Source organism: Sporosarcina psychrophila (assembly GCF_001590685.1).
GTDB classification, from domain to species: Bacteria; Bacillota; Bacilli; order Bacillales_A; family Planococcaceae; genus Sporosarcina; species Sporosarcina psychrophila.
In genome coordinates this window covers 3,360,912-3,387,615 of sequence record NZ_CP014616.1, presented here as the reverse complement: position 1 = coordinate 3,387,615, position 26,704 = coordinate 3,360,912, and the positions used below count along the sequence as shown (strand labels likewise).

Sequence of the window (26,704 nt, the reverse complement as noted above, 5' to 3'; positions counted from 1 at the left end):
ATAAGTTTTTCAACATGGAACAGTGTCTAGCTCCAACCGCCCGGAGGCCCTCAGAAAGTGGCGCACTTAGGCTGCGTTTCCTCCTAGATCATAAGCCTTTCATTCCTCCTTGGTAGCTTCTTGACTACCTCCTCGTTGGCCAAGTGAGGAGGTAGTCAAGAAGCCGTTTAAGACAACACGGGGAGCTCTTAGACTGCCTTCCTTTTCATATCTGCCTGTTAGGGCTGGACGGCGCCTTGCACTTTTCTTATCAATTGTCATAGTTCGTACATTGAGTTACACCGCTATTAGTTTTATAATAAAGAAAGACTTTAAAAAAGGGAGCGATGGCAATGCCTTTAAGTATATTTGGATTCCGAGCTTTGTGGAGTCCGTGGTTCTTACTAATTATCATACTTGGTATGGCCTTATATTTATTATTGACGACTAAAATGCGTCATCGATTTCAGGATACGTATCCCGTTACAAGAAAACAAATAATCTTATTCATGTCCGGGATGGTTATACTTTATGTTGTCAAAGGTTCACCTGTAGATTTACTTGGACATATCTTATTTTCAATTCACATGGTTCAAATGGCGGTTCTATTGCTTGTGGTTGCTCCATTAATCATGATGGGGATTCCTAACTGGATGTGGAAAAAAGTTTTTGATATTGGGATTCTTGACCGCATAATAACTTTCTTTACTAAACCGATTCTCAGTCTATTGGTATTCTGTGGTATGTTTTCCGTTTACCATATTCCACTTATTTTAGATAATGTGAAATTAAGTGCTCCATTGCACACAATTTTTACTATCACGTTATTTGTTGCGGCGGTGTTTTTCTGGTGGCCAATCATTAATACGCTGAAGGGACAGCCGAAGCTTCATGGCTTGAAAAAAATAGGTTATATTATTTTAAGTGCAATATTGATCACACCTGCATGTTCCCTTATCATTTTCGTAGATGTACCTGTTTATGAAACATATAAATCTGGCGAATCTTGGTTACGGGCAATGGCGCTTTGTGTGCCCGCAAGTACACTTTCAGGATTAGCGGGCTTAGGCATTTCAGGTCCTGAATTATTTACCAATATGCCTACATTAGTTGATCAGCAACTTGGTGGAATTATTATGAAAGTGTTCCAAGAAATCATTTATGTTGGTGTCCTAGGTAGTATTTTTATTAAATGGCATAGAGAAGAGCAGGACAATGCAGAAGAAATTACTGCCAACGCGTTATTGGAACGTCAAAAAATGACGTTATATAGATAATAGGCTATAAGTTGAAAATCTTAATACTTATATAAACAGCGAAGGCACCTTTTAAGGGGAGCCTTCTGTCGCCAACAGATTCAATGGGATTATTTAATTCAACATATACAGATATAGGGAAACTTTACAAATCGGGGGAATAATGAATGAATCTGCCCTTTCTACCTACAATAAGTACGTTTTTTATTGTTTTATCAGCAGTGCTAGTTGCAATAGGATGGAACTTAATTCGTAAAAGGAAAATTGAAGCGCATAAGAAAACGATGCTGGCAGCCGCGGTATCAGCAATTCTTTTTTTAATCATTTACGTTTCGAGAACTATATTGGTTGGTAATACGTCATTTGGCGGTCCGGAGAATTTGAAAATCTATTATACGATTTTCCTTATTTTCCACATAATACTTGCGACAACAGGAGCAGTATTTGGTGTGGTGACGATTAATGCAGGATTGAAGAATAATTTGGTCAGACATCGGAAGCTTGGTCCAATCACGAGTGTTATTTGGTTCTTCACAGCAATAACAGGTGTTGCTGTTTATTTACTTCTTTATGTTTTTTATAAGGGTGGGGAAGTAACGTCAATGTTTAAAGCAATTCTTGGTTTTTAACGAACAAAACGCTTTCACAAATATGTGAAAGCGTTTTTGTTTAAATCCTGAAATTGATTTTGAAGATTCCGGCTTCACGGGCTGTTGTAAAGAGGATGACTGCTAATGGTCCAATAAATAATCCGAGGAAGCCGAATAGCTTAAGTCCAAGAAACATAGCGATTAGTGTGGGGAGCGGTGATAAGCCGATTTGAGATCCCATCACTTTAGGTTCGATTGTACTTCGTATGATGAGTAAGATTGCTGCCAAAATCGCAAGTTTCGTTCCTGTTGCGATATCGCCGCTGATGAACTGATAAAGTGACCAGGGCGCAAGGACAATAACTGATCCGAGGATGGGGATTAGATCGATAATCCAAATTGTGAGGGACATGATGAGTGCATATTTAGGTGTAATTAAAAACAGTCCGACAAAAGCAACTCCAAGAATAATAAAACTGACAATAAACTGTGCTTTCATAAAACCGAAAAAAGCAGAATTTAGTTTAGCGATTATGAACCGTGCTTTTTCTGCCGTAGAAGTAGTCAAGTGTCTAAATAACATTTTCTTTAATTCAGGTAATTCGAGCATAAATAAGAAAAGTACGATGATATAAACACTCAAGTTGACAAGGAAATTTGGAACTTCAGTCATTAGAGCCATAATCTTATCGTAACTGAGTAAACCCAGAATTGATTCTTGAATAGATTCGAATATGTTTTTGAATTCTTTCTGTATTGCAGTGACAACATCTTTTGGCATTCCAGATGTAAATTGGAATAATTTGCTTTGCGCATCAATCCAGACGCCGGATAGCGAATTGAAATAGTCAGGTGCTACCTTTGTGAAATGTATGATTTTACCCACTAACTGAGTGACTGCATAATAGAAGAACAAAGCTAAAATAACTAGGATAAAAATGAACACTGAAATGACCGACGTTTTTCGACTCCATTTAAACTTTTTTTCGGTAAGTCTAACGATTGGGTCAATCAGTAAAGCCGTAAGAAGTGCAAAAATGATTGGTATTGATATCGGAATGATAAAGATGAAAGTTATAGTAATAAAAATTATAATGAGTATGATACTAATGTTTCGTGTTGTAAGCCATTTTGCCAATGGTTATTCCCCCAAACTATTCACTCTTTCAATTATAGCCAAAATATGGGCAATTGATTAGTCGGGAAAAGTAAAAGGGTAAATAAACATAAAAAAACCAGAGAACATTGAGTTCTCCGGCGGTTATTACATAGTTATTTTTTAAGATTATAAGGCTGGAGTGCTTCGCTTACTGCTTTTAGTGTTGCAACACAGTCTTTGACAAGGCTTTCAGGGAAATGTTCACCTTCGCCGTATTCAACGCCATGTGGATAGTAATGCTTGCCGACAACTGGTTTTTTAAGGATCATAGTCGCTTGGCGTGTATCAACATCGCCATCAGTTGTATAACTGAATACGCGCAAATAAAACGTGCCTTCTTTGATCATATATTTCTTATCAAATGTTGCGCGTTCGTAGTCCCATTGACCTGCGCGGACAAGGTCGTGTTTTAACATGATTTCATCAAGTATTGATAAGTCAGTAACAATATTTTCAATGCCTGTATCTTCAATATACATAGTTTATATCCTCCTTATATATCGTTGAGCCAATTCCCTATACCTATTTATAATAGAACAAATCACCAGCAGTTGCAATGACAACATTGTGTCAACAAACGTATGATTTAATAAATAAGATAATACTTAACATTTTTCACAGATAGACGAAGTATAATGAAAGAAGAAATCATTTAGTAGTATTATCCTTATAAGAACTGACTAAACTTTATACTCAAGAAAGTAGGTCGAAAAATGAAAGCACTTTGGAAAATAATAATTCTACTCATCATCGTCCTATTGATATTTTATATTATGGATGATCGAGTGAAAGAAAATAAACCGCTTGAGTCGCCTGTGAAACATGGGACGGCGATCCCAGTGCCTGGAAGTGGGGATGGTTTACCGCTACCGCAAGCTGCACGGCCTGAATCGGGCCTGTCCCTGTTTGTCGGTAAGAGTGTAGACAGTCTATTTGAGCAGTTGGGTAAGCCAGATCGAATTGAACCCTCAGACTATGGTTACGATTGGTGGATATACGATAAAGATCAACAGTTAATGGTAGGCGTTTGGGAAGGGAAAGTAAATCAAGTTTATACTGCGGATTTATCCTCCGATATTGAGCCTTTTGAAATTGGGCAGGATGTGAAAGACATCTATCGATTTACGATTGTTGAGTCAGAAGTGGCTGTACAAATTGGAGAAAGTATCTATACATTTACATTGAACGGGGATGATGTGAATAATAGGCTGCTTATTGAATATGAGAATGTCTATGCGCAGCTTTATATCGACGGTGTGGATGGGGAATTGGAAGCGATACGTTTTATTGATCCAATTACACTAATTTTGCACCAGCCCTATGACATGGCTTATATGGGGGAAATCGTTAGTGCGGATCGTCCATCGTCAACAATGCAGATGGAAGTAGATCGTGCAATGGAGCGTCAAATCTTCAGTTTAACTAATATTTATCGGAAAAACCATGGATTGAATGAACTTTTGAGTGATTACGATCTTGCTGTTGTAGCACGAAAACATAGTGAGGATATGGCGCTTGAAAATTACTTTTCCCATGAATCTCCTGTGACCGGTAATCTTGCGGATAGGTTAAAAGAGGCAGAAATTGAACATCGTAAAGCACGGGAAAATATTGCTTTCAACTATGTGGATGCAATTGAGGCAGTCCATGGTTGGCTTAATTCTCCCGCGCACCGTGATGTCTTGCTTGAAAAGGAAGTCACACATCTAGGGACAGGTGCATATGGAAAATATTATACGCAGGTTATGATTCGTGAGCTTGCAGAAGAAAAAAGGCAGCAATGAAGTTCATTGCTGCTCAAGGAATAATCCAAGTTCCTGTCTCCGTACTGGCGACACCTCTTATATAAAGAGGTGTCGCCGTTTTTTTTGCATGTAATGCAGCCCGTTTTTGAATGATTGGCCTTTCACAATCTAGAAGTGGTATAAAATCGTCCAACTTCAGCAGGTCCAGTTTACGGGGGTTCTCCACTTTGCGCGGATCATGAGTCATAACGCCAGGTACATCTTTAAAAAACTCTACATGGGACGCTTGGAGTGCTCCTGCAAGCGCGATTGCAGACAAGTCGCTGCCACCTCTCCCAAGTGTCATGACATGCCCGTTGTTATCGATCCCTTGAAAGCCTGGAATAATAATACAACGGGTTTGTTTAAGGTTTTCAGCAATGGACGCAGGGTCGATGTGGTCAATCGTAGCATCTCCAAATTCTCCAACAGTCATTATACCAGCCTTAATGCCATGCAGGACAATGTTGGGGACACCTGCTCGTGTTAGTTCGGCTGATATAACTGCGGCAGCAATGAGTTCGCCACAGGACACTGCAAGGTCGCTTGCGGCTGCTGAAGATGAAAAAGCATCCGTAAGCTGAAGAAGGCTGTCCGTCGAATAAGGATCGCCGTAGCGACCAATAGCAGATACGACAACAACGACATCGCCAAACTCATTTAGTCCATCTTTTATATGGTTAATGCAATTCAATCTCATTTCTTCATTTTTCATTGCTACTCCACCGAATTTCTGGATGATCATAAGGCTCCCAACTTTCTTCGTGACGTTCATTGAGTTCTTTTCATACGATAAAGTATGTTCGCTCTCAATATATTCATTTTCACAGAAAAATGTTCGGGAAGGGGAGAGTGGTGCTGTTTTTAACGGAGCTTATAAAAGACTGGCCTTGTACAGTCAATGGCGGGGAACTCAGGACTGTTGTCACGGGAATAACCGAAGATTCTTCACGGGTAAAGAAAGGATGCGTGTTTGTAGCCAGAAAAGGTAATCAAAGCGATGGTGTGAAGTATATTAAAAAAGCAATTGAACAAGGTGCTGCAGCTATTGTTATTGATAGAACAAATTTGACAGAAATACCAGCTGATGTTGTTGTCATTACGGTTTCGGATTGCACAAAGTTCATGTCTCATGCAAGTGCGCAATTAGTTGGTAATCCTGCCAAAAGAATGAAAATGATTGCGGTGACTGGAACAAATGGAAAAACGACAGTTACACATTTCATCGGTCAGTTATTAAGCAAATTTGGAAATCGGGTGGCTGTTATCGGTACGACAGGCATTTTTATCGATGGCGTTAAGATTGATTATGAATGCCCCAAAATGACAACATTACCCGCGGAATACCTCCATCCTTTATTAAAGAAATGTGTTGATGAAAATGTTAGTCATATTGTTCTTGAAGCATCATCACTTGGATTGTCTTCGAATCGTTTAGATCATTGTGATATCGACATTGGAATACTATTGAATATTGGGACTGATCATTACGAAGAACATGGTGGAAAGTTTGCTTATATAAATGCGAAAAAGCGTTTAATTCAAATGGCGAAAACATTCATTGTTAACAATGATGATAAAGAATGTGTGAAAATGGTTCAAAATGCAACTGTTCCACTGGTTTATTTTGGGACGAATTCGTCAGCTGACGTCCAAGTCCCAGAACTAAAAATGAATCCTGATATACTGGGTCATTATAATCGGATGAATACATTAGCAGCAATTAGTGCACTTCTTGTCCTTGGCTATTACTTAGATGATATTTTGCTGCACTGCGAACTGTTACAGCTTCCAGAAGGTAGATTGCAGCAACTAGAGCGGGATGGTGTAAAAGTTTACGTAGATTATGCTCATACGCCAGATGCGCTTGAAGCGGTACTGCAAACGCTATCCAATTCGTGTTATGGGAGACTGATTACAGTCTTTGGGTGCGGCGGCCAACGAGATAAAGGAAAAAGAGCTGAGATGGGTGAACTCGCTGTCCTGTATTCTTCAATTGTCATTGTTACATCCGATAATCCAAGAAATGAAGATCCTAAAGCAATTATTTCGGATATTATGGAGGGTTTCGGAGGTGAATGTTCGGCGATTGAAGCCGAACTAGATCGGAAATATGCAATACGAAAAGCGATTTTTTGCGCGGCGCCGGGTGATATCGTCCTAATTGCTGGAAAAGGTCATGAAAAATCGCAGCACACGGCTGATGGTCTGATACCATTTTCTGATCTCGAAGAAGCAGCACGTGCTCTTTCTGAAAAAACGTTTTTGGATATTAAAGAAATAAATATGGAATAGATGCAAGTTTACCATCTCTTCTGTTATGATAAATGGATGATTGGAGGGGATCATTCTATGATGACAGACGAATGGATCACCATCATTGAAGATGCAGAAGACTTAACGGCAATGTTGCTCTCTTCTGAAGCGGTAGCTGAATACCGCAAAGCCCATGATGATGTCTATTCAGACAATGAACTTGTGAAGTCAATTCAAGAGTTCACGGCAATGAAGGAACGTTATGAAGAAGTTCAACGATTCGGAAGATACCATCCGGATCATAATATAGTAATGAAAAGCATCCGCGTACAAAAACGTGAGCTTGATATGAACGAACGGGTTGCGGCTCTTCGATTGGCTGAGAATGACGTTCAATTTATATTTGACGAAATTGGTTCAATTATCGCTAAATCGGTTTCGGATGAAGTAAAAGTTCCGGCTGGCAGTGCATTCTTTTCCGACTCATCTTGCGGAGGAAGTTGCGGCACCGGCGGAGGCTGTTCGTGTTCGGCTTAAACAAGAAAAGCGGAAGGCGCCGTCCAGCCCCGAAAGGCATAAGACGGTTTGCGAGGAGGCGTACTTCAGCCCCACAGCAAAACGACTTATGACCCGAGGGGTTGGCGCCTGGAGTCTAGACATAAAAAAAACAGGTTGCATCCATGTCGGAAAGTCGACATGGATGCAACCTGTTTTTTGTTTAATCGCCTACGTTTTCTTGGACAATTTTCATCGCGACGGTCGGTCTGTCTGTGATGAAACCAGCTGCTCCAACATGTAAAAGTTTAACGAACGACTCTTTATCATTCACACCTTCAAAATAAACTGGAATATTAATTTGGGTAAGAAACTTCATGAAACTTTCAGTGCCGAGAGAAAATACGCCCAGTTTTTCTGGAATTCTGAACAAGTCTGCACGGGGACTATAAAGATGACCGAACATGCTTGTAAAAGAGGCGTATGCTCTTTTTACTTCGTTATCACCCGCACCGGTTGCAACTTTGTTTTGTGCGTACAAGTTAAATCTGTCGGTCTGTTCATCATATGAGCTTGTTACTGCGACACAGTCTTCAGCACCCAGCTCTTCAAGAAGTCTCCAAATTTTGGAAGGAATCAAGCTACCTTCGTATGTATCAGGAGAATCTTTTAGATTAATAACAATTAGCATATGCGGAAACTTCTGTATTAGTTCACGAAGGGTAATAATTTCTACGTTTTTTCCACGGTAAGAATGATTTCCATCCTCATCTTCAAATTGATAACCTGCATCAGCCATTTTCAATTCGCTAAGGGTATAGTCGGCAATTCTTCCAGAGAAATCTGTTGTTCGATCTGCAAATTCATCGTGAAAAACAATGATTTCCTCGTCTTTTGTTAACCGGATATCAACTGCAAAACCATGTACGCCAAGCTCGGCCGATTTTGAAAATGCGGCCAATGTATTCTCAGGAGCCTCTGCTAGTCCACCTCGGTGGGCAAGAATGACTGGATTATCGAAATCGAGTGCTTTTTTACCTTCACGTGGTACCGGTTTTGCGACAACTTTGGAAGCTGCCCACGCGGCAACGCCTGCCGCACCTACTGTAAGGACCACATTTGTTTTTCTACCCATTTAGTTTAGATGCCTCCTTAAGAATCAGCTCTATTTTTCCCATTATAGGGCAAAATATTGACGTTGTCAGCAATATTCAGTGTCCAGATTCAGGCGTCTTCCGCCTTCCTTCTTGAATATAAAGGCAAAGAGCGCCTTATATTCAAGTCCTCCAGCAGGGTGGGATTGAACTGCATCCCACCTACTTGTCGCATCTAGCGGGCGCCTTCCGCTTTTCTTATTGTCCAGCTCCAGGCGTCAGCCCCTCGAGTCGCTTCAGTCCCCAGGATAAAGGCAAAGAACGCCTTTTTCCTGTGGCCCTCCAGCGCTTATCGGGGCTACACGACGCCTTCCGCTTTTCTTATTGTCCAGCTTCAGGCGTCAGCCCCTCGAGTCGCTTCAGTCCCCAGGATAAAGGCAAAGAACGCCTTTTTCCTGTGGCCCTCCAGCGCTTGTCGGGGCTACACGACGCCTTCTGCATTTCTATTGTTGCAGGGCTTTTCAGTCCTATGGTATTGTATGGGTTAGGAAAAGAGGGGAAATCTATGATCGATCGTCAAGGTATTATTGTCTATCTTCATCATTTAAAACAAGCAAAGTCATTTCGAAAATACGGTCATGTCCATTATATATCACGCACAATGAAGTATGTTGTCCTTTATTGCAATATGGAAGATGTCGATACGGTCATGGGGAAAATAGAACGTCTTCCATCTGTAAAAAAGGTTTTGCCGTCCTACCGCCCATTTGTGAAAACGGAATACGAAAATGCCAAACCGGATAAAGCGAAAGAATATGATTATAAAACCGGGTTATAAGAACTATCTTAATGGAGGGAGCAGCTTGTTGATACGCAGAATACCAATTGTGTATTGATAAAACAACTCAGTTTCCGCAAATACTGAAGAGTTTTTCAACTCGATAACTGCTGGCGTGCTCCCAACTTTCTCTGCTGTTTCCTCAAAAAGTAGCCTTCTTTTTGATTTGATGGTATTCTGCTGGATAATTCCTTCCCGGCAAATGTAAATAGGCATGAACTTACCGTCATTTGCGGGTTCGAAGGCTGCTGCGAGTGACAGTGCATGACCTGAAGGTGTTTCTGAGGATAAGATGAACGTCCTATGCAGGCGGTCGCTATTCGACTTGATTAATTCGCATAGTTCATAAACATCTCCATATCCTTCGCCAAGCTCTATGAATCGTTGATTTAATATCATACATAACACTACCTTTCTAAATACGTAAATCTAGACTTATCATACCATTGTGAGCGCCAAGGTGCATTCATCAATTCGTCCTAGGGGGTGTAGGATTTGAAATTTATCGTAAGGACTATGTTTCTTTTACTGATTGTGAACGGTCTTCTAATTTATATGCATTATTATCAAGCGGTAGGCGCAGACAGTAAAGAGCCTAGCGTTGTAAAGTTCACCCAAGAGATTGAAGTGGTAAATCGTCCCGATGCTCTTCATATCCGCCAGCATTTCAGTGGCTTATTGGACATGCGGTATGAAATTGTTTGGCCAAAAGCCAGCACCAATCGTTCTTGTTATCTTGCGGACGCAACATCCTGCAATCGAATGGATGAGAATTCTATCGCTTTTCTTGAAGGGGAGAATGGACGACAATCCATTTCGTATGAAATACCCAAAAAAGGACCTCTAAAACAAACAGCTCTATTCAACGAACCGTTCGCTACACTACATGCTTCTTCTGCCTCGTACACATTATTCCATATGACTGATGAAACAGGGGTTGGTGGATTATGGGTAAATGGTTTGGAGCGAGTGGGTACTAAAAAAATGACGAACATCAATTATTCATTATTCCGTGGCAAGGGAGAAGTCAAGGAACTTTATTGGCAGCGGAATAATTTGCCTGTGCTCTATGCTGGGGATAGGCTCTCGGTATTTGGGGAAAGCGGCAATACTGAGCAACTTGGGGAAGTGGATAACGTACTTAAAGCAATTGATGCCAATCATTCAACGATTGTAATTGATGATACACGTCAGGCTGTTAATGCTACCCGGTTTATCGTTTCAAAAAATGCGGATGTGGATAAGGTATCGGTTCGATTGCTAAGGGAAAGTATGTATGCGCGTTTTACAATACCCGAAAACGAACGCATGACGGCCGAACTGGTAGCTTCGATTCTAGGAGAAACGCCAACAGGACTCGGGAAATCACGTAAAGCTTATCAAGTCCTTACTGAATCAATTACAGTAGAGGAACTAGGGAAATTCAAAAAAGTGTTGAATAATATGACAGGGCAAGAGCTTAATGCATCTGTTTTGGACGCGATAGCCGGAGAGATAACAGGCTTTAAGACATCTTACTTTACGAAAAATATTCATGATGATACAACTGCTCATCCGTTTCTTATCGAAGATCCACGGGAAATCAAATTTGATGGCACTAGCACTACAGATATTCGAATTCTATTGAAGGATGGAAAGACCCTGTATCCAGCGAAGAGAATTTTAAACCTTGCGGGCTATACCATCAAGACGAATGCGCGGTCCATTTACATTGAAAATGGCATCAGGAAATTTAGATTTCCTAGGAAAGAACTATTCTATGTCTATAATGAACAAAAATACGATGTTGTAACTATGCCATTCGAAGTACTGGAAGGTGATTTATATTTTGAAGAGAGTTGGTTTAAACGGTTGTTCCTATTAAGTGTCGAGAAAACGGCAGATACGATTGATATCATCAGAATGTCAACACTGGCAGAGGAGGGCGACAAGTGAGAGTTGTTGCAGGAACTAGAAAAGGTATTCCCTTGAAATCTTTACAGGGGACGGATACACGCCCGACATCGGATAAAGTGAAAGAGTCCGTATTCAATATAATCGGGCCTTACTTTGATGGTGGAATTGCCGTAGAATTGTTTGGGGGCAGCGGATCTCTTTCCCTTGAAGCTTTATCAAGAGGAATCGATGAGGCATTCCTATTTGAAAAAAATGTGAAAGCGTGTGCGATTATTAAAGCGAACGCGGAAAAATGCCGATTTACGGAAGAATTACATATCAAGCGTGCGGATGCTAGAAATGCGGTTAAAGTTTTGCAAGCGGAACGGAAGAAAGCAAAACTTCTTTTTATCGATCCCCCGTATGCGGAAACAGCATTTTATAATTTGGCACTTGAATTTGTAGAAGCAGACCTTCTGACTGAAAACGCTGTCATCGTTTGTGAGCATGAAAAGCAATTGGAATTACCAGAAGCGTACGGCAGTTATTATAAGATAAAAAGTTCAGTGTATGGAAATAGCGCTGTATCTATTTATGAGAAATGAGGTTTCAATAATGTCGAAAATTGCAGTTGTACCCGGAAGTTTTGACCCGTTAACGAATGGGCATCTAGATATTATCAAGAGAGCAGCGAGGGTTTTCGGTGACGTCAGAGTTGCTGTGATGAATAACTCCTCAAAAAACTCACTGTTTACTGTCGAAGAGCGTATGGCGCTTATTGAAGAGGTGACGTCTGTGTTTCCGAATGTGAAAGTGGAGTCGTCTTCTGGATTGCTCGTTGATTATGCCAAGAGTGTAGGGGCATCTGTAATTGTTCGCGGATTGCGTGCCGTTTCCGATTTTGAGTATGAAATGCAAATTACGTCTATGAACAGGTTTCTCGATGAGAGTATCGAGACATTTTTCATCATGACGAACAATCAGTATTCGTTCCTCAGTTCGAGTATTGTCAAAGAAGTGGCAAAGTACAGCGGTGAAATCTCAGGACTTGTGCCAATGCAAGTTGAAGAGGCGTTGAAAAAGAAATATCAAACTCGATGATTGTTAAATGGTTATGATGAAATTAAACTTTCATCATAACCATTTTATATTAATAAATAAGGTAGAAGATTACCGGAACGACAATGATGCTCCAAATTCGTCCGATTACGTAAGGGGTCATCGAGATTTTGCAGGTCTTTGCGATGACAAAAACTTGCATATGGATACTCAATCCGTTCATGGAAATGATTGCAGCGATAAGAAAAGGGAAAAACGGCAAGCCGTAAAAGTGATCTGTTGCTGATTGAACACCTGATGTCATTTCGAAAATGGCTAAGGCAATTGTTTTCGAAATCCCCATCTCCACAGTGAATGCCGAAGTGAAAACTGTTGACAGCACGGTTCCGAGAGAGGAAAAGAAAATGACCGTGGTTGCGACAAGAATAATGATTGTCGAACTTTCCTTGATAGCGTCTAGAAGTGGCACCCCTTTTACTTTCTTTTGAGGTTGTGAAAGAGGTGTTTCTATTTCGCTTTCGCGGTGCAGAAAAGCTACTGCAAGTAAAAAGAATAAAATATTCGCGATGTGGATGGCCGCAAGTAACTTCCACCCTGAACTTACATTTCCGAAAAGTTCTGTTCCAACGAAGCCGATGATAAACATCGGCCCGGGTGCATGGCATGCAGCTAGAAGTAGACCGCTTTGCTTCTGAGATAATTCACCGTTTTTCATCATTTCGGTTACTGTTACGGCACCGACCGGGAATCCGCCAAATGATCCGAGTACATATGCTTTCAAAAAACGCCTCCACTTCGGTACTTTCTGTGTACGATTGGGCATTTTTAAAAGCCATTGTGTCAATATGATATAGGGCAGTAAATAAGGAAGCAGTGCATGGATAAATAACTGTGCGCCCGCTTCGGCTCCGGCATGTGCAACGCTTGGCTGTAAAATGAACAGAATGATAAGTCCCCAAACGACTGAAAGATTTATCATATGATAAAGGCGTGCATGTATTCCGTTGACCACGCACTCGGCTCCTTTCGATTTCCAAGCATGACGAAAAAATTAGGTATAAATCTTTTGTCAGTCTTTTTTTGGTGCTACACTTATATATATGTAAAGAAAGTACAGGCTATTAACGGAGGTGGTCCTAAAATGAGAAAGAAACGATTCAGTATGATAGGTGTTTTGCTTGTTATCATAGCCATTTTGTTCATTTACCCGCTCGATTCTTATATATCGCAGCCAGGAGGAGCTTATGACTTGGATCCACTCGTTGAAGTGGTAGGCGGAGATAACAACGATATTGGGACGTTCAGTCTTATGACGATTTCCGTTTCAAAAGCGACACCAGCTTCTTATGTTTTATCGAAATTCACCGATAAGAAGAAGCTTCTCCCTGCTGAAAATGTAAGAAGAGATGGAGAAAATGACAAGGAATATAATATCCGGCAGAAGAAACTCATGACTGGTTCACAGTTCAATGCAATTACAGTTGCATTTGAAAAAGCGGGTATTCCTGTTGATATCCAGTATGATGGTGTATTTGTCATGATGGTCCTCGAAGGAGGCGCGGCCGACGGTATCTTGGAACTTGGAGACAAGATTCGTGTGGTTGACGGTGTGGAGTTGAAAGAATCAGGACAATTCTTTACGCTTATTGGAGATAAGAAATTGGGTGATGAAGTAAAGATTTCGTTGGATAGGGATGACAAGAAGCTCGATGTAACACTTGTCTTGAAAGAGATACCTGATAGTGATGGACGGGCAGGACTTGGCGTACGTTTTGAAGAGGATCGAACACTCACGACTGATCCAGAAGTCGATTTCAAAACATCGAATATAGGTGGACCATCTGCGGGTCTGATGTTCACACTTGAAATTATGAACCAGTTGCTTGATGAAGACCTCACAAAAGGATATAACATTGCTGGAACTGGAGAAATGTTGGAGGATGGAACCGTCGGAAGAATTGGGGGCGCGGACTTTAAAGTGATTGCTGCTTCCCGCCAAGACGTGGAAATATTCTTCGCACCAGCAGATGATTTACCTGATGAAGTAAGGGCGGCAAATCCTGGAATACTGACTAATTACGAAGAAGCTGTAATGATGGCAGAGAAAATCGGCACAAAAATGAAAATCGTGCCGGTGGAAACTGTAGATGATGCACTTGATTATTTAGCGACGTTGGAAAAGAAGTAAGTTGTTTGGTGTGGTCTTTTCTATGCGGTGTGTGGTGCCAGTAACTGCCATGTAAATTTAGCGAAGGCGCCTTACAGGGGGAGCCGAAGCCATCCCCGAGCACCGAAGCGGAGTTGAACGGAATCTTTATCTCAAACTAACATCTTCACTGAATGATAATTGGGTGTGTATTGTAATCAACACCGATTCGGGAACTAGAAGTGCCGTTTCCGATACCGAGTGCGTACATATCCGCTGCGTGGATATCGAAATCAAGTGAAGGATTTGAAAAGGCGGCTGCTTTGCTAATTAGAGGAAGCTTCAGCCTTTTTTTATGTTCATTCAAATATAATCTTCCGGCCGATGTCATTCCAAGTAATCGTAGATAGGAAGGAGTTTTCATACTGCTCCGTATATCGTACGTAAACCCGGTAAATATATGAGTAAGCATGCGCTGAAGTCGGGTCCAAGTGTACCTTTTGGATTTCACGTCCTTCATGAAGCCTTCAAATGTGCCGTTATCGGCTGCCGCGCGGTACAACAGATTCTCAATTCCTTCCGTTACGTCTGCAATCATCGCAAGTCGTTTTGGTCCTTCCCGTAAAATTGTGAAACGGAGCTGGGGATAGAAAGTCGGCCAGTTTCCAAAAGATTGATTTTCCGCTTGCCAATCGTGTAGAAGTTCGAGTGCTGTATCTGGCATGAAGTCTGTAATCGTTCCGAGCGTCTCTGATTCAAAAAAGGATTTTCTGATGCCGGTTGCACTTGCAATTGGGTTACCTGCTACAGCGTCGTCATGGTACTGGGCGACAATGCGCGGGATTGTGACGGCTTTCATTTCGGAGTCAATATTCCTAGCAGCTTCCATATAATGAAAACCTAAAATGTTGTTCGGTTTCGAGAGATCAGCAAGTGGTCCTTCGATTGTTGAGGAATTGGCGGCCATGGTGTAAGCCTCATTCAACGCTTTTGGATAACTGAGTCCCCGGCTGACAGCATCTTTCACAGTTTGTTCATAATTGTCGCCGGCTTGTTGGAGAAGAAGAAGACTTCTTTCGAAAGAGTTAACTTCACCATCTTCGCTACCGAAGCAGAAAGCACTGCACTGAGCAGCGTCCAGTAGCTGAATAGCACCTCTGGCGAAGGATGGGGCATTAGATGTCGCGAATGCATAAGGAAGCTCCAAAACGATGTCCACACCGTTTTTCAAGGCCATGTTCGCCCGGGACCATTTATCAACAAATGCAGGTTCCCCCCGTTGTAGGAAATTACCGCTCATGACGGCAATTACAACATCCGCGCCAGTTGTTATTTTTGCTTGTATCGCGTGATAAAGATGCCCGTTGTGAAACGGGTTATATTCGACGATAATTCCTGAAGCTTTCAAATTCGACACTCCTTTGCTACAATGAATATTAATTATACCTATGCGGCTGACGAAGTGACAAGAAAATATCTTGACATCCCTTTTCGCCCATTATATAATCAACATTGTTGTCTTGAGGTGATAGACATGAAATGGTCAATCCATCAATTGCAGAGATACAGACAAGGTGCGATGCCGCTTGACGAAGCTGTCGACCTTGAATCCGTGAAAAAACGGAATCCGGAAATCCGGAATATTACGCCTGTCCGAGTGACCGGAAGTTGTACAATCAGCTCCAAGAAATTGATATGCCGATTCCGGCTCGAAGGTACGTTGACATTACCCTGTTCACGAACATGGGAAGACGTCGAATTACCATTCGTAATCGAAGCTGACGAACAGTTCAGCTGGGATGAAGAAGTTCTCGCATCAGATGATGAAATTCATCCTGTTGTGGGTGAGGTAGTCGATCCGACCCCTGTATTTGAGGAGCTCGTCCTCCTTGAAGTGCCGCTTCAAATTTTCAGCGAAAATGCTGATGATATGCAAGAGGCTGAAGGAAAAGGCTGGTCATACGCGACTGACGAGGTGTACAATGCCAGGCTCCGTAAGGAACTGGAAACGAAAGTGGATCCTAGACTTGCCGATTTGGCAAAGTTCTTTGAATCCAAGGACGAATAGGCGAACGTAAGGAGGTGCCCCAGATGGCTGTACCAAAAAGAAGAACATCCAAAACAGTTAAAAACAAGCGCCGTACGCATTATAAATTGCAAGTACCGGGAATGACTACTTGTACTAACTGTGGCGAAATCAAATTGGCTCACCGCATTTGTAAATCATGCGGTCATTACAAAGGAAAAGAAGTTGTAGGCGAATAAGTAAGATTTGCCTATGAAGGCTACCGTGAGACCATGGCTCACGGTGGCCTTTTTTCTATACCCAAGAAAAGCGGAAGCGGCCGCTGTAGCTGGACAACAAGAAAAGCGGAAGGCGTCGTTTAGCCCCGACAAGCGCTGGAAGTCCACAGGAAAAAGGCGCTCTTTGCCTTTTCCTGTGGACTGAAGCGACTCGAGGGGCTGACGCCTGCAGCTAGACAGTAAGAAAAGCGGAAGGCACCCCGGAGTGCCGAAGCGTATTTGAAGGAAATCTTTATTCAAATTATACACACAATGGGGGGAATGGACATGTCTTACACAATTGCTATCGAAAATGGAATTGCTACTTTTACAATTGACCGTCCTGAAATGCGCAACGCCATTAACTATACGGTTATGGATGGCCTCGAACAATTTCTAAATCGTATTGAAAATAATGAAGAAGTCGCATATGCCGTCATTACGGGTGCGGGAGATCGGGCATTCTGTTCGGGTGGAGATTTATCTGAATTTCATGCCTTACGTACGTCCGATGAGGCATATCCAATGCTAAGCAGAATGGCGGGCCTATTATACCGGGTTGCTACGCTACCGATGCCTGTCATTGCGCTCATCAATGGTGCTGCCGTAGGTGGTGGTTGTGAAATTGCTACTGCTTGTGATTACAGGGTCATGTCATCCACAGCAAAGGCTGGTTTCATTCAAGGGACACTTGCTATTACTACGGGTTGGGGCGGTGCTACGCTGCTGTTTGAAAAAGATGGCAAGCATGACCGTGTGTTGCGCCTACTGTCTGAAGCTGGGGTGCATACGGCTGATGAAATGTTTGAAGCGGGTTGGGCAACTGAAACTTATGAGGGCACTGCTGAAAACGGGCTTCAACGGTTTCTTGCCAAAATGTCCGCGCATCATCCGGCTGTCCATCGAGCGTATAAAACGATTGCTATTCGGAAATGGACAGCTGATTTTATTCGTGACCGAATGATTGAAGAGTCGCGTCAATGTTCAATTCTTTGGGGAAGTGATGCACACCATGAAGAAGTGGCGCAGTTTTTATCGAAAAAATAAATTGTTTCAAAGACCGCTGTACATGTCCTATGCATGTGCAACGGTTTTTTTAATTGAATTAAATAAGTTAAGTATTGTCCCTTAGTTATAAGGCGTTTTTTGCTTTGATTGGGACCGTCCATCTTGTTATGACCGGCATGGGGCCAGTTATGCTCGCCTTGGGTACGATTATGACCGGCATGAGCCCTATTATGCTTGGCATCAGCCGTATTATGACCGCCACGACTTTTTAATCGCACAAAACCATTTTGAAGTTAAAACTTCCGGAAATTGACTAGTTGAAATGGCATGAAAAGATGTTTTTTTCAGACAAAGGTTGAAATCGCTTTCATTCATCGTATAAACTAGAGAGGGATGGAGAAATACACATCAAATTGTTTGGGGGATTAATATGGATAAAATACTGATTGCGAATCGTGGGGAAATCGCTCTTAGAATCATAAAGACTTGTAAACGTCTAGGTATTGCCACTGTCGCTGTCTATTCTGAAGCAGACGCAGACATGCCGTTCGTGAAAGAAGCGGACGAGGCGTTCTTGCTAGGACCTGCACAAGTTCAACAATCCTATTTAAAAGCGGATGATATAATCGAAATTGCGGTTCGTGCGGGAGTAGATGGCATTCATCCGGGGTACGGGCTTCTTTCTGAAAATGCAGAATTTGTACGTAAAGTACAAGCTGCGGGAATCCAATTCATCGGGCCTGATGCAGATACAATTGATAAGATGGGTGACAAAATCGGTTCACGTGTAACGATGAAAGCGGCAGGGGTGCCGGTCGTACCTGGAACTGATGAAGGAATTACTTCTTTGGAAGATGCCGTGCGTGCAGCAGTTGAGATCGGTTATCCGATCATGCTGAAAGCGAGTGCTGGCGGCGGTGGGATCGGTATGATTCGTTGTGAAGATGAGCAAGCGCTCAGTCAACAATTCCAATCCGTAAAGAATCGAGCGAAAGCATATTTTGGGGATGATGTTGTTTTCCTTGAAAAATTCATAACGAATGCCCGTCATATCGAGGTGCAGATTTTCGGAGACAACTTCGGAAATGTTGTCCATTTGTTTGAACGTAATTGTTCGGTACAACGACGTAACCAAAAAGTGATTGAGGAATCACCTTCACCACACTTGCCGGAAGAAGCGCGCCATCGTCTTTATAAAGCGGCAGTCGATGCAGCAAAAGCGGTTTCTTATAAAAATGCAGGAACGGTCGAATTTATTGTCGATGAAAATAATGAACACTACTTTTTGGAAATGAATACTAGACTTCAAGTTGAACATCCGGTGACTGAAGAAGTGACTGGGTTTGACCTTGTCGAATGGCAACTTGAAATTGCGAACGGCAATAAGCTTCCTGTGATAGACCAAACGAGCATCAAGTCGACAGGCCATGCAATTGAATTCCGTATTTACGCGGAAGATCCGGTTAAATTCTTGCCATCACCGGGGACAATTAATAAACTTAATTGGGGAGATACTACGGGAATCCGTATTGACTCAGGATATGTTGAGGGTGGGAAAGTGACGCCTTTCTATGATCCACTCATCTCAAAAGTAATTGTCCACGCAACAACTCGGGAAGAAGCGATTCAAAAATCGGCAGCTTTCCTTTCAAAAGTAGAAATTGAAGGTTTGAAAACGAATATACCGCTATTCAATAATTTTCTGAAATCCGAGGAATTCCTTACAGGTGACTATTCGACAGCGGTTTTAAACACATGGAGCGCAAAACAAAAGGAGGAAACAATAAAATGACAGCATTAAAAGCAACGATGGCAGGTACAGTGTTTACAGTGAACGCAGCGGTAGGGGAAGAAGTAACAGCGGGACAAGTTATCATCGTACTCGAATCGATGAAAATGGAAATTCCGGTTGAAGCGGAATCGGCTGGAAAAGTAGCAACGATTAATGTACAAGTCGGCGATTTCGTTAACGAAGAAGACGTTCTAGCTACAATCGAAATCTAGAAAAGCGTAAGCGCCTTGGTAGGCGCTGGAGTCTAGACATAGAAAAGCGTAAGCGCCTTGGTAGACCCGAAAAGCGCTGGAAGGCCTAAAGATAAAGGCGCTTTTTGCCTTTAACTTTAGGACTGAAGCGACTCGAGGGGCTAGGCGCTTCAGTCTAGACACATAGAAAAGTGGAGACGGCCTTCAATGAACACAGCCTAAATTCGCCACATCGTGTGGCGACGGCTGCGTGACCTACATCCTGTAGGCCCGCGACAGGCATAAGACGGAACGGCGAAGCGGTGTTCTTTGTCGCGTAGTTGGGCTGGCTTATGACCCGAGCATCTGGCCGCTGGAGCTAGTCATAGAAAAGCGTAAGCGCCTTGGTAGACCCGAAAAGCGCTGGAAGGCCTAAAGATAAAGGCGCTTTTTGCCTTTAACTTAAGGACTGAAGCGACTCGAGGGGCTAGGCGCTGGAGCTAGACATAAGGGAATGCGGGAAAATGGTTGATGAAAGGGGTTTTATAAATGACTAAAATAACACAACAGACGGCTTACAATGAAAAACTTGAAGCGAAATTGCAAGGGGTTTTTGCAGGGGGCCATCCAAAATATCACGAAAAGTTGAAAGAACAGAACAAACTTTTCGTCCGTGATCGATTGGAACTTCTTTTCGATGACGGGGAATATACAGAAGACGGTAGGTTTGCCAATTGTGAAGCAGGGGATTTACCGGCGGATGGTGTCGTTACGGCGATGGGGAAAGTGAACGGCCAGACGGTTTGTGTGATGGCGAATGATTCAACGGTGAAGGCAGGGTCATGGGGAGCCCGTACGGTTGAGAAGATTATTCGTATTCAGGAAATTGCAGAGAAGAACCGTGTACCAATGCTATATCTTGTCGATTCAGCGGGAGCTCGTATTACAGATCAGCTTGACATGTTCCCGAACCGTCGCGGTGCAGGGAAGATATTCCACAACCAAGTGAGGTTATCGGGTTTCATCCCGCAAATTTGTGTTCTATTCGGTCCTTCCGCTGCAGGTGGTGCGTACATACCCGCATTTTGCGATATCGTTATTATGGTAGAGGGCAATGCGTCGATGTATTTAGGTTCACCGCGCATGGCCGAAAAAGTAATCGGTGAAAAAGTAACACTGGAAGAAATGGGCGGTGCCCGCATGCATTGTTCAGTGAGTGGTTGCGGCGATGTGCTTGCGGCGAATGAAGAAGAAGCGATTGCGGAAGCGCGTCGTTATCTAGCATATTTCCCTGCGAACTTTACAGAAAAACCCGCTTTAAAAGAAACGGTGGAGGCGAAAGTAGGCCGAACGCTTGAAGCAATCATTCCGGAAAACCAAAACGCGCCATTTGATATGTATGAAGCGATTGACGCATTAATTGATGATGGCAGTTACTTTGACGTTAAGAAATTATTTGCCGGTGAAATTATTACAGGTTTGGCTAGAATCGAAGGACAACCGGTTGGTATCATTGCCAATCAACCGAAAGTAAAAGGTGGAGTTTTGTTTGTGGATTCTGCAGACAAAGCAACGAAATTCATTAATCTTTGTGATGCATTCTCTATTCCTCTGCTATTCCTTGCCGACGTTCCGGGCTTTATGATTGGAACGAAAGTTGAGCGTGCAGGAATTATTCGCCACGGCGCGAAATTAATTATGGCGATGAGTTCAGCGACTGTTCCGAAAATATCAGTTATTGTCCGGAAAGCTTATGGAGCTGGACTGTACGCGATGGCAGGTCCAGCGTTTGAGCCGGATGTCTGTATCGCGTTACCGACTGCTCAAATTGCGGTTATGGGACCTGAAGCAGCAGTAAATGCAGTCTATTCGAATAAAATCGAAGCGATTGAAGATCCAAAAGAGCGGATTGCGTTTGTTCAGGAAAAACATAAGGAATACAAAGAAGAAATTGATATTTATAAGATGGCATCTGAACTGATTATTGATGAAATTGTAGCACCATCAAGCTTAAGAGGTGTGCTTGCGGATAGATATCGTTTCTACAGTACAAAAGATGTTCCACAACCACCAAGAAAACATCCAGTTTATCCTGTATAATCGAGTATAGAACAAAAAAGGTCCACTGAAGTTCAGGTGGGCCTTTTCAATTAAAGAAAAATAAGTGTACGGTTTTTGATACGGAACAGTGTCTAGCTCCAGGCGCCACCCCCTTGGGTCATAAATCGTTTTGCTGTGGTGGCTGAAGTGCGCCTCCTCGCAAACCATCTTATGCCTGTCGGGGCTGAACGGCGCTTTGCGCTTTTCATTTGAAAGGAGGGATAACGTATGGAGGTAATCATTGCTGGTGCAGGCTCAATTGGACTACTGCTTGGGTCATTTTTGTCCGAGGCTGGAATAGACGTGACGTTCTACGTGAGAAGAGAAGAGCAAGCTGAACTAATTCGAGCAAAAGGAATTCAACGCATTAATCAAGACAATACTACAGACGTATTGCGTGTGCATGCGACGACGGATATCCGAAATCTATCGGCTACCGCGCTTTGGGTTGTGGCGGTCAAATATGCAGGTCTCCGTGATCTCCTTTCAGAAATGCAGGAAACACATATAATCAATCCTGTCCTGTTCGTCCAGAATGGCATCGGGCATTTGGAATTGGTGAAGAGTTGTGAATTTCCGCATGTTGCATTTGCGACTGTCGAGCATGGAGCGCGCCGGATAGATGACCGTACTGTCTCACATAATGGGGTTGGGATGGTAACAATTGCAACTGCCCACGGTGACGACAGCCTATTCGATTTAATTGGACAGGTACATTCGGACATATTTCCAATAAGGCGTCATTCAGATGCGGAACAGATCCTTCTGCGAAAAGTACTGATTAATTGCATGATCAATCCATTGACAGCCATTCTCAAGGTGGAGAATGGTGAGTTGCTTACAAACGATTATTGCCTCACACTTTTCAATGCCTTGTATGAAGAACTGCTAGATGCGTTTCCAGAAATGCAGTCGATTCTCTCGTACGCAGACGTAGCGGATGTCTGTAGAAAAACTGCACGCAATCGCTCGTCGATGCTAGTGGATCGTTTGGCTGGCCGACCGATGGAAATCGAGACGATTGTTACTGCTGTAATTCGAAAAGCAAATGGACGTAACAAGTCGTTACCGTTTCTTACGACATATGAACAGATGTTGTTTGCCGTTGAGTGGAAAGGGGCGAAGCTATGAATGAAGTGGTTGCTGCTTTTCTAGGGATGATCATTTTGTTTCCGTTCATTGTGACGATTGCCTTCATGGTTGTTATGCGGAAGATGGGTAAAGCTCCAGCATCCATCCTTGGGCTTGCCGCGGACGTCACGACTCCGTTGCTATTTATAGCGGTCTATGTTGTATCACAAGCGATATTTGGACAAGGAATATGGGTTTACATAATAGGGATTGCAATCATCATTGCGATTGTCTATGCCTTCATTGAGCGCAGCAAAGTGAAGGAATTCCAAATTGCTCGGCTCTTGCGAAAAACATGGCGATTTTACTTTCTCGTTTTATTGGCCGCCTATGTCATTCTTATCATTACCGGTATGGTAATGAAGATCGTCGAATATGTAAGATAGGTATCGGTGTTTATTGTGTAAGCGTATATTTTTCAATCCTGTAGCTTGAAATGTTATACTCTGTTCATACCGATAGTTACAAAGGGGCATGAATAATGGAATTAGAATCATTAGCATTACAAGAAAAAAATAAAGTGATGCAATCGTACAATAACGATAAAGAATTTCTACATACTTTTTTTGATTATGAAAATGAAGAAAGCTCTTATCCCGCTAGGCTAAAGGAACTCGCAGGTCGTACGTTTGAAAGGCGTCAGCTTGCAGAAACAATCCGTTCATTCATGGAACCCTTTGGAATATCAGCGAATGCTAATACGCATATTGAAGAACTTGCGGAAAATGCAGTTGCCGTAGTTGGAGGACAGCAAGCGGGTATTTTAACGGGACCCTTATACTCTGTTCACAAAGCAATATCAGTTATCTTACTTGCGAAAAGGCAAAGGGAGAAACTTGGTGTGCCTGTTGTTCCAGTGTTTTGGGTCGCAGGTGAGGATCATGACTTGAATGAAATTAATCACGTCTATACGGAAATGGAAGGCCGCGCAACGAAACATCAATACCGTGGGAACTTCATACTGAAGCTGATGGCATCCGATGCGCAGTATGACAAACAGGTGATGGAATCGTTAGTGAAAGACATTTTTGGCAAGTTTGGTGAAACGGCATATACAAAAGATTTGTTGGATGAAGTCCTTAGTGCGGTGGAGCAGGAAAAGTCGTTTACACAGTTTTTCGTTAGGCTCATGAACGGTCTTTTCAAAGAAGAAGGTCTATTGTTCATAGATTCAGCATCCAAACAGTTACGGGAGCTAGAAAAATCCTATTTTGTTCATCTAATTGAAGAATCTGAGCAGCTTGCTGAGGTCATTTCGAAAAAAGAAGAATTGTTTGCAGAAAAAGGTTTTGGTTCTCCGATGGGTGCTGAATTGGATGCGGCGAATCTCTTCTACATTCATGACACGGGTCGAGTTCTTCTTTCAAGAAAAGATGGTTTTTTCGTCAATGAAAGCTCAGGCCTCCGGTTTTCGAAAGCCGAGATGCTTAGAATCGCTCAAGAAGAACCTTGGCTATTGAGTAATAATGTCGCGACAAGACCGCTGATGCAAGACATGGTCTTCCCGGTACTTGCATTCGTTGGAGGGCCTGGAGAAATTGCTTATTGGGCAGTCTTGAAAGAGGCGTTCCATCATCTAGATATGAAAATGCCGATTATTGTACCGAGAATGTCCATGACATTGGTAACACCACAAGTGAAGCATGCATTAGACGAAAAAAACTTCACGTTTGATGATGTCATGTCGGGAGCGGTATTTACTGCGCGGGAGCAATTCGCTAGTGGGTTACAGGATGAACGTTTCGATTCGGTTGTGGATGAAACGGAGAAGATATTGGGTCAGCAGTATGAAAAAATTGCTGAATTTACTGAGCAACAAGGACCTATGATGCAAGAATTGCTCGAAAAAAATCTTCGTTTCCATACAAAGCAGTTGGATTATCTTAAAGGAAAAGCGGAAGAAGCAGTATTGTTGAAGCATGACGCTGAACTTCGCACATTTGGCATACTGGAAGGGGAATTGTTTCCAGAAGGTGTGTTGCAAGAACGACTTTACACTCCGTACACTTATTTGAATAGTTATGGACCAACCCTTATCCGGGATATTTTAGGATTACCATTTTTAATGGACGGGACCCACAAAATCATCTATTTATAAGTGGTGAACTAGAAAGACACTCTTGCAAGCACAGTTCGTGCTGCGAGGGTGTCTTTCTTTATATTCAGAAAAATCTCACTGAAACAAGTACTATTGACACATTTTCACGTTAAAAGAGCATAAATGTTAGGAAACAGGTGGAGGAATGTGGGGGGATGTGGTACATTAACTTCATATAGTGGGGTGAAGAGTATGTTCATGGGCGAATATCAGCATACTGTCGATATGAAAGGTCGCTTGATTGTTCCTTCGAAATTTCGGGAACATTTAGGTGAGGGCTTTGTATTGACTCGCGGCCTGGACAATTGTCTCTTCGGTTACCCGATGGATGAATGGAAGCGTCTCGAGGAAAAGCTTAAGGCTTTACCCGTGACGAAAAAAGATGCTCGTGCATTTGCAAGATTTTTCTTTTCTGGGGCAACGGAGGTTGAACTGGACAAGCAAGGTCGCATCAATATTCCGGCATCATTACTCCAATATGCAAAGGTTGAAAAAGATTGTGTCGTAATTGGAGTTTCAGGCCGTATTGAAATCTGGTCTAAAGCATTGTGGGATGCCTATTATGATGAATCTGAACAATCGTTCAATGAAATTGCAGAAAACATTATTGACTTTGATTTTTAAACAAAATGAATTTTTGAAAGTGGGCGGTTCCGATTTTTAACCATACAACAGTTTTACTTTATGAAGCCGTCGAAGGCCTAAATATAAAAAATGATGGCATCTATGTCGATTGCACTTTAGGTGGAGCCGGTCACAGTATAGAAATTGCTAAGAAATTATCGCCAGAGGGCAGACTTATCTGCTTTGATCAAGATATAACTGCGATTGAAGTTGCAAAAGAGAGATTGAAGGATTATCTCCCTCAAGTAACGTTTGTCCATTCGAATTTCAGAAACTTGAAATCTGAATTGGAGAAAATAGGGATTTCTGCAGTAGATGGTATTCTTTATGACTTAGGTGTTTCATCACCACAGCTTGATACAGCTGAACGAGGATTTAGCTATAATTTGGATGCGCCACTTGACATGCGCATGGATACGGATGCGCTATTAACCGCACATGATGTTGTGAATGACTGGCCGTATGAAGATTTGGTACGTATCTTTTTCCGTTATGGCGAAGAAAAGTTCTCGAAAAGAGTTGCGCGTAAAGTTGAAGAAGCAAGACAGCAATCTCCAATCGAAACCACTGCTGAACTTGCTGAACTGATCAAGCTAAGCATCCCAGCGGCAACAAGACGGACGGGCGGGCATCCCGCGAAAAGAGTATTCCAAGCAATTCGAATCGCTGTGAACGATGAACTTGGTGCAGCTGAGGACTCTTTAACGGATGCGATTACATTGCTTAATCCTGGAGGACGTATTAGCGTCATTACATTCCATTCATTAGAGGACAGGCTATGTAAAACGATATTTAAAGAAGCATCCTCTTTACCGGATCTTCCACCGAACTTGCCAGTAATACCGGAAGGCATGGAGCCTATATTGAAGCTAGTAACTCGAAAACCAATTGTTCCCGGTGAAAAAGAGATAGAAGAGAATAAGCGGGCAAGATCCGCTAAACTCAGAATCGTTGAAAAGAAGTGAAA

Annotated in this window: 28 protein-coding genes; 21 read left to right on the top strand and 7 right to left on the bottom strand. The window is 42.5% G+C overall.

Going from position 1 to position 26,704, the window contains the following annotated elements; genetic code table 11:
* The first annotated feature begins 332 nt into the window (after nt 1–332).
* Both ctaG and AZE41_RS16185 read left to right on the top strand, forming a co-directional pair.
* Nucleotides 333–1,256 (top strand): cytochrome c oxidase assembly factor CtaG, encoded by a 924-nt coding sequence (gene ctaG / locus AZE41_RS16190; protein ID WP_067211548.1) that lies wholly within the window; start codon nt 333–335, stop codon nt 1,254–1,256.
* 146 nt (nt 1,257–1,402) lie between these two features.
* Nucleotides 1,403–1,864, top strand: coding sequence for a DUF420 domain-containing protein (locus AZE41_RS16185; protein ID WP_067211545.1), 462 nt, complete (start codon nt 1,403–1,405; stop codon nt 1,862–1,864).
* Between the two features lie 40 nt (nt 1,865–1,904).
* Here the strand turns inward: AZE41_RS16185 and ytvI are convergent, their stop codons facing one another.
* Both ytvI and AZE41_RS16175 read right to left on the bottom strand, forming a co-directional pair.
* Complete coding sequence (gene ytvI / locus AZE41_RS16180) at nt 1,905–2,963, bottom strand: sporulation integral membrane protein YtvI (protein WP_067211542.1); 1,059 nt, start codon at nt 2,961–2,963, stop codon at nt 1,905–1,907.
* Between the two features lie 134 nt (nt 2,964–3,097).
* The gene (locus tag AZE41_RS16175) at nt 3,098–3,463 is read right to left on the bottom strand and encodes a YugN family protein (protein ID WP_067211539.1); all 366 of its coding nucleotides are present in this window, start codon (nt 3,461–3,463) and stop codon (nt 3,098–3,100) included.
* 234 nt (nt 3,464–3,697) lie between these two features.
* Here AZE41_RS16175 and AZE41_RS16170 point away from each other — a divergent pair, with 234 nt between their 5' ends.
* Nucleotides 3,698–4,768 carry a CAP domain-containing protein gene (locus AZE41_RS16170; RefSeq protein WP_067211536.1) on the top strand — a complete coding sequence of 357 codons (1,071 nt, stop codon included), beginning with the start codon at nt 3,698–3,700 and terminating at the stop codon, nt 4,766–4,768.
* 13 nt (nt 4,769–4,781) lie between these two features.
* Here the strand turns inward: AZE41_RS16170 and AZE41_RS16165 are convergent, their stop codons facing one another.
* Nucleotides 4,782–5,513 carry an amino acid kinase family protein gene (locus AZE41_RS16165; protein ID WP_067214025.1) on the bottom strand — a complete coding sequence of 244 codons (732 nt, stop codon included), beginning with the start codon at nt 5,511–5,513 and terminating at the stop codon, nt 4,782–4,784.
* A 110-nt stretch (nt 5,514–5,623) separates the two neighbouring features.
* On the opposite strand from AZE41_RS16165, the gene AZE41_RS16160 reads away from it, so the two are divergent.
* On the top strand, nt 5,624–7,063 hold the full coding sequence (locus AZE41_RS16160; protein WP_067211534.1) for a UDP-N-acetylmuramoyl-L-alanyl-D-glutamate--2,6-diaminopimelate ligase: 1,440 nt from the start codon (nt 5,624–5,626) through the stop codon (nt 7,061–7,063).
* A gap of 57 nt (nt 7,064–7,120) precedes the next feature.
* A complete protein-coding gene (locus AZE41_RS16155) occupies nt 7,121–7,561 on the top strand; it encodes a YlbF/YmcA family competence regulator (protein WP_067211531.1) in 441 nt (146 codons plus the stop codon).
* Between the two features lie 181 nt (nt 7,562–7,742).
* Here the strand turns inward: AZE41_RS16155 and AZE41_RS16150 are convergent, their stop codons facing one another.
* The gene (locus tag AZE41_RS16150) at nt 7,743–8,654 is read right to left on the bottom strand and encodes a glycerophosphodiester phosphodiesterase family protein (protein WP_067211529.1); all 912 of its coding nucleotides are present in this window, start codon (nt 8,652–8,654) and stop codon (nt 7,743–7,745) included.
* Nucleotides 8,655–9,178: 524 nt separating this feature from the next.
* On the opposite strand from AZE41_RS16150, the gene AZE41_RS16145 reads away from it, so the two are divergent.
* Nucleotides 9,179–9,451, top strand: a complete 273-nt coding sequence (locus AZE41_RS16145; RefSeq protein ID WP_067211526.1) for a YlbG family protein — start codon at nt 9,179–9,181, stop codon at nt 9,449–9,451.
* 3 nt (nt 9,452–9,454) lie between these two features.
* Here the strand turns inward: AZE41_RS16145 and AZE41_RS16140 are convergent, their stop codons facing one another.
* Nucleotides 9,455–9,850, bottom strand: coding sequence for a DUF7147 family protein (locus AZE41_RS16140; RefSeq protein WP_067211524.1), 396 nt, complete (start codon nt 9,848–9,850; stop codon nt 9,455–9,457).
* A 96-nt stretch (nt 9,851–9,946) separates the two neighbouring features.
* Here AZE41_RS16140 and AZE41_RS16135 point away from each other — a divergent pair, with 96 nt between their 5' ends.
* Genes AZE41_RS16135 through coaD form a run of 3 tightly spaced genes read left to right on the top strand, consistent with a single transcriptional unit; the run spans nt 9,947 to nt 12,427 of the window.
* Nucleotides 9,947–11,386, top strand: coding sequence for a hypothetical protein (locus AZE41_RS16135; protein ID WP_067211521.1), 1,440 nt, complete (start codon nt 9,947–9,949; stop codon nt 11,384–11,386).
* Nucleotides 11,383–11,931 carry a 16S rRNA (guanine(966)-N(2))-methyltransferase RsmD gene (gene rsmD / locus AZE41_RS16130; protein ID WP_067211518.1) on the top strand — a complete coding sequence of 183 codons (549 nt, stop codon included), beginning with the start codon at nt 11,383–11,385 and terminating at the stop codon, nt 11,929–11,931. Before AZE41_RS16135 ends, rsmD begins: the two co-directional genes overlap by 4 nt.
* 10 nt (nt 11,932–11,941) lie before the next feature.
* A complete protein-coding gene (gene coaD / locus AZE41_RS16125; RefSeq protein ID WP_067211517.1) occupies nt 11,942–12,427 on the top strand; it encodes a pantetheine-phosphate adenylyltransferase in 486 nt (161 codons plus the stop codon).
* A 49-nt stretch (nt 12,428–12,476) separates the two neighbouring features.
* Here coaD and AZE41_RS16120 read toward each other — a convergent pair whose 3' ends face one another.
* The gene (locus AZE41_RS16120) at nt 12,477–13,397 is read right to left on the bottom strand and encodes a hypothetical protein (protein ID WP_067211514.1); all 921 of its coding nucleotides are present in this window, start codon (nt 13,395–13,397) and stop codon (nt 12,477–12,479) included.
* A 129-nt stretch (nt 13,398–13,526) separates the two neighbouring features.
* On the opposite strand from AZE41_RS16120, the gene AZE41_RS16115 reads away from it, so the two are divergent.
* Entirely contained in the window at nt 13,527–14,573 is a 1,047-nt protein-coding gene (locus AZE41_RS16115) for a SepM family pheromone-processing serine protease (RefSeq protein WP_067211511.1), read from the top strand.
* Nucleotides 14,574–14,718: 145 nt separating this feature from the next.
* Here the strand turns inward: AZE41_RS16115 and AZE41_RS16110 are convergent, their stop codons facing one another.
* The gene (locus AZE41_RS16110) at nt 14,719–15,948 is read right to left on the bottom strand and encodes a nucleotidyltransferase (RefSeq protein ID WP_335339505.1); all 1,230 of its coding nucleotides are present in this window, start codon (nt 15,946–15,948) and stop codon (nt 14,719–14,721) included.
* 117 nt (nt 15,949–16,065) lie between these two features.
* Here AZE41_RS16110 and AZE41_RS16105 point away from each other — a divergent pair, with 117 nt between their 5' ends.
* The 11 genes from AZE41_RS16105 (at nt 16,066) to rsmH (ending at nt 26,702) form a co-directional block, all read left to right on the top strand.
* Nucleotides 16,066–16,599, top strand: a complete 534-nt coding sequence (locus tag AZE41_RS16105; RefSeq protein ID WP_067211507.1) for a YceD family protein — start codon at nt 16,066–16,068, stop codon at nt 16,597–16,599.
* A 23-nt stretch (nt 16,600–16,622) separates the two neighbouring features.
* Complete coding sequence (gene rpmF / locus AZE41_RS16100; protein WP_067211505.1) at nt 16,623–16,796, top strand: 50S ribosomal protein L32; 174 nt, start codon at nt 16,623–16,625, stop codon at nt 16,794–16,796.
* Between the two features lie 306 nt (nt 16,797–17,102).
* Nucleotides 17,103–17,861 carry an enoyl-CoA hydratase/isomerase family protein gene (locus tag AZE41_RS16095; RefSeq protein WP_067211502.1) on the top strand — a complete coding sequence of 253 codons (759 nt, stop codon included), beginning with the start codon at nt 17,103–17,105 and terminating at the stop codon, nt 17,859–17,861.
* Nucleotides 17,862–18,252: 391 nt separating this feature from the next.
* Nucleotides 18,253–19,614: an acetyl-CoA carboxylase biotin carboxylase subunit gene (locus AZE41_RS16090; RefSeq protein WP_067211499.1), complete on the top strand. Its 1,362-nt coding sequence runs from the start codon at nt 18,253–18,255 to the stop codon at nt 19,612–19,614.
* Nucleotides 19,611–19,826 carry a biotin/lipoyl-binding carrier protein gene (locus AZE41_RS16085; protein WP_067211496.1) on the top strand — a complete coding sequence of 72 codons (216 nt, stop codon included), beginning with the start codon at nt 19,611–19,613 and terminating at the stop codon, nt 19,824–19,826. Before AZE41_RS16090 ends, AZE41_RS16085 begins: the two co-directional genes overlap by 4 nt.
* 507 nt (nt 19,827–20,333) lie before the next feature.
* Nucleotides 20,334–21,884, top strand: a complete 1,551-nt coding sequence (locus tag AZE41_RS16080; RefSeq protein WP_067211493.1) for an acyl-CoA carboxylase subunit beta — start codon at nt 20,334–20,336, stop codon at nt 21,882–21,884.
* 228 nt (nt 21,885–22,112) lie between these two features.
* Entirely contained in the window at nt 22,113–23,015 is a 903-nt protein-coding gene (locus AZE41_RS16075) for a ketopantoate reductase family protein (protein WP_067211490.1), read from the top strand.
* A complete protein-coding gene (locus AZE41_RS16070; protein ID WP_067211487.1) occupies nt 23,012–23,401 on the top strand; it encodes a DUF3397 domain-containing protein in 390 nt (129 codons plus the stop codon). The genes AZE41_RS16075 and AZE41_RS16070 overlap by 4 nt, the downstream gene beginning before the upstream one ends.
* Before the next feature lie 95 nt (nt 23,402–23,496).
* Entirely contained in the window at nt 23,497–25,113 is a 1,617-nt protein-coding gene (bshC, locus tag AZE41_RS16065; RefSeq protein WP_067211484.1) for a bacillithiol biosynthesis cysteine-adding enzyme BshC, read from the top strand.
* Between the two features lie 192 nt (nt 25,114–25,305).
* Nucleotides 25,306–25,737 carry a division/cell wall cluster transcriptional repressor MraZ gene (mraZ, locus tag AZE41_RS16060; protein ID WP_067211481.1) on the top strand — a complete coding sequence of 144 codons (432 nt, stop codon included), beginning with the start codon at nt 25,306–25,308 and terminating at the stop codon, nt 25,735–25,737.
* Between the two features lie 32 nt (nt 25,738–25,769).
* The gene (rsmH, locus tag AZE41_RS16055; protein ID WP_067211480.1) at nt 25,770–26,702 is read left to right on the top strand and encodes a 16S rRNA (cytosine(1402)-N(4))-methyltransferase RsmH; all 933 of its coding nucleotides are present in this window, start codon (nt 25,770–25,772) and stop codon (nt 26,700–26,702) included.
* Nucleotides 26,703–26,704 lie beyond the last annotated feature (2 nt).

Bases quoted from the DNA above. Each gene is read 5' to 3' on its own strand.
- AZE41_RS16080 (WP_067211493.1), top strand. From the start codon at position 20,334: ATGACTAAAATAACACAACAGACGGCTTACAATGAAAAACTTGAAGCG.
- mraZ (WP_067211481.1), top strand. From the start codon at position 25,306: ATGTTCATGGGCGAATATCAGCATACTGTCGATATGAAAGGTCGCTTG.
- AZE41_RS16175 (WP_067211539.1), bottom strand. From the start codon at position 3,463: ATGTATATTGAAGATACAGGCATTGAAAATATTGTTACTGACTTATCA.
- AZE41_RS16165 (WP_067214025.1), bottom strand. From the start codon at position 5,513: ATGATCATCCAGAAATTCGGTGGAGTAGCAATGAAAAATGAAGAAATG.
- AZE41_RS16150 (WP_067211529.1), bottom strand. From the start codon at position 8,654: ATGGGTAGAAAAACAAATGTGGTCCTTACAGTAGGTGCGGCAGGCGTT.
- AZE41_RS16070 (WP_067211487.1), top strand. From the start codon at position 23,012: ATGAATGAAGTGGTTGCTGCTTTTCTAGGGATGATCATTTTGTTTCCG.
- AZE41_RS16085 (WP_067211496.1), top strand. From the start codon at position 19,611: ATGACAGCATTAAAAGCAACGATGGCAGGTACAGTGTTTACAGTGAAC.
- AZE41_RS16170 (WP_067211536.1), top strand. From the start codon at position 3,698: ATGAAAGCACTTTGGAAAATAATAATTCTACTCATCATCGTCCTATTG.
- AZE41_RS16105 (WP_067211507.1), top strand. From the start codon at position 16,066: ATGAAATGGTCAATCCATCAATTGCAGAGATACAGACAAGGTGCGATG.
- AZE41_RS16115 (WP_067211511.1), top strand. From the start codon at position 13,527: ATGAGAAAGAAACGATTCAGTATGATAGGTGTTTTGCTTGTTATCATA.
- AZE41_RS16155 (WP_067211531.1), top strand. From the start codon at position 7,121: ATGATGACAGACGAATGGATCACCATCATTGAAGATGCAGAAGACTTA.
- rpmF (WP_067211505.1), top strand. From the start codon at position 16,623: ATGGCTGTACCAAAAAGAAGAACATCCAAAACAGTTAAAAACAAGCGC.
- AZE41_RS16140 (WP_067211524.1), bottom strand. From the start codon at position 9,850: ATGATATTAAATCAACGATTCATAGAGCTTGGCGAAGGATATGGAGAT.
- bshC (WP_067211484.1), top strand. From the start codon at position 23,497: ATGGAATTAGAATCATTAGCATTACAAGAAAAAAATAAAGTGATGCAA.
- ctaG (WP_067211548.1), top strand. From the start codon at position 333: ATGCCTTTAAGTATATTTGGATTCCGAGCTTTGTGGAGTCCGTGGTTC.
- AZE41_RS16095 (WP_067211502.1), top strand. From the start codon at position 17,103: ATGTCTTACACAATTGCTATCGAAAATGGAATTGCTACTTTTACAATT.
- AZE41_RS16090 (WP_067211499.1), top strand. From the start codon at position 18,253: ATGGATAAAATACTGATTGCGAATCGTGGGGAAATCGCTCTTAGAATC.
- AZE41_RS16185 (WP_067211545.1), top strand. From the start codon at position 1,403: ATGAATCTGCCCTTTCTACCTACAATAAGTACGTTTTTTATTGTTTTA.
- AZE41_RS16145 (WP_067211526.1), top strand. From the start codon at position 9,179: ATGATCGATCGTCAAGGTATTATTGTCTATCTTCATCATTTAAAACAA.
- coaD (WP_067211517.1), top strand. From the start codon at position 11,942: ATGTCGAAAATTGCAGTTGTACCCGGAAGTTTTGACCCGTTAACGAAT.
- AZE41_RS16075 (WP_067211490.1), top strand. From the start codon at position 22,113: ATGGAGGTAATCATTGCTGGTGCAGGCTCAATTGGACTACTGCTTGGG.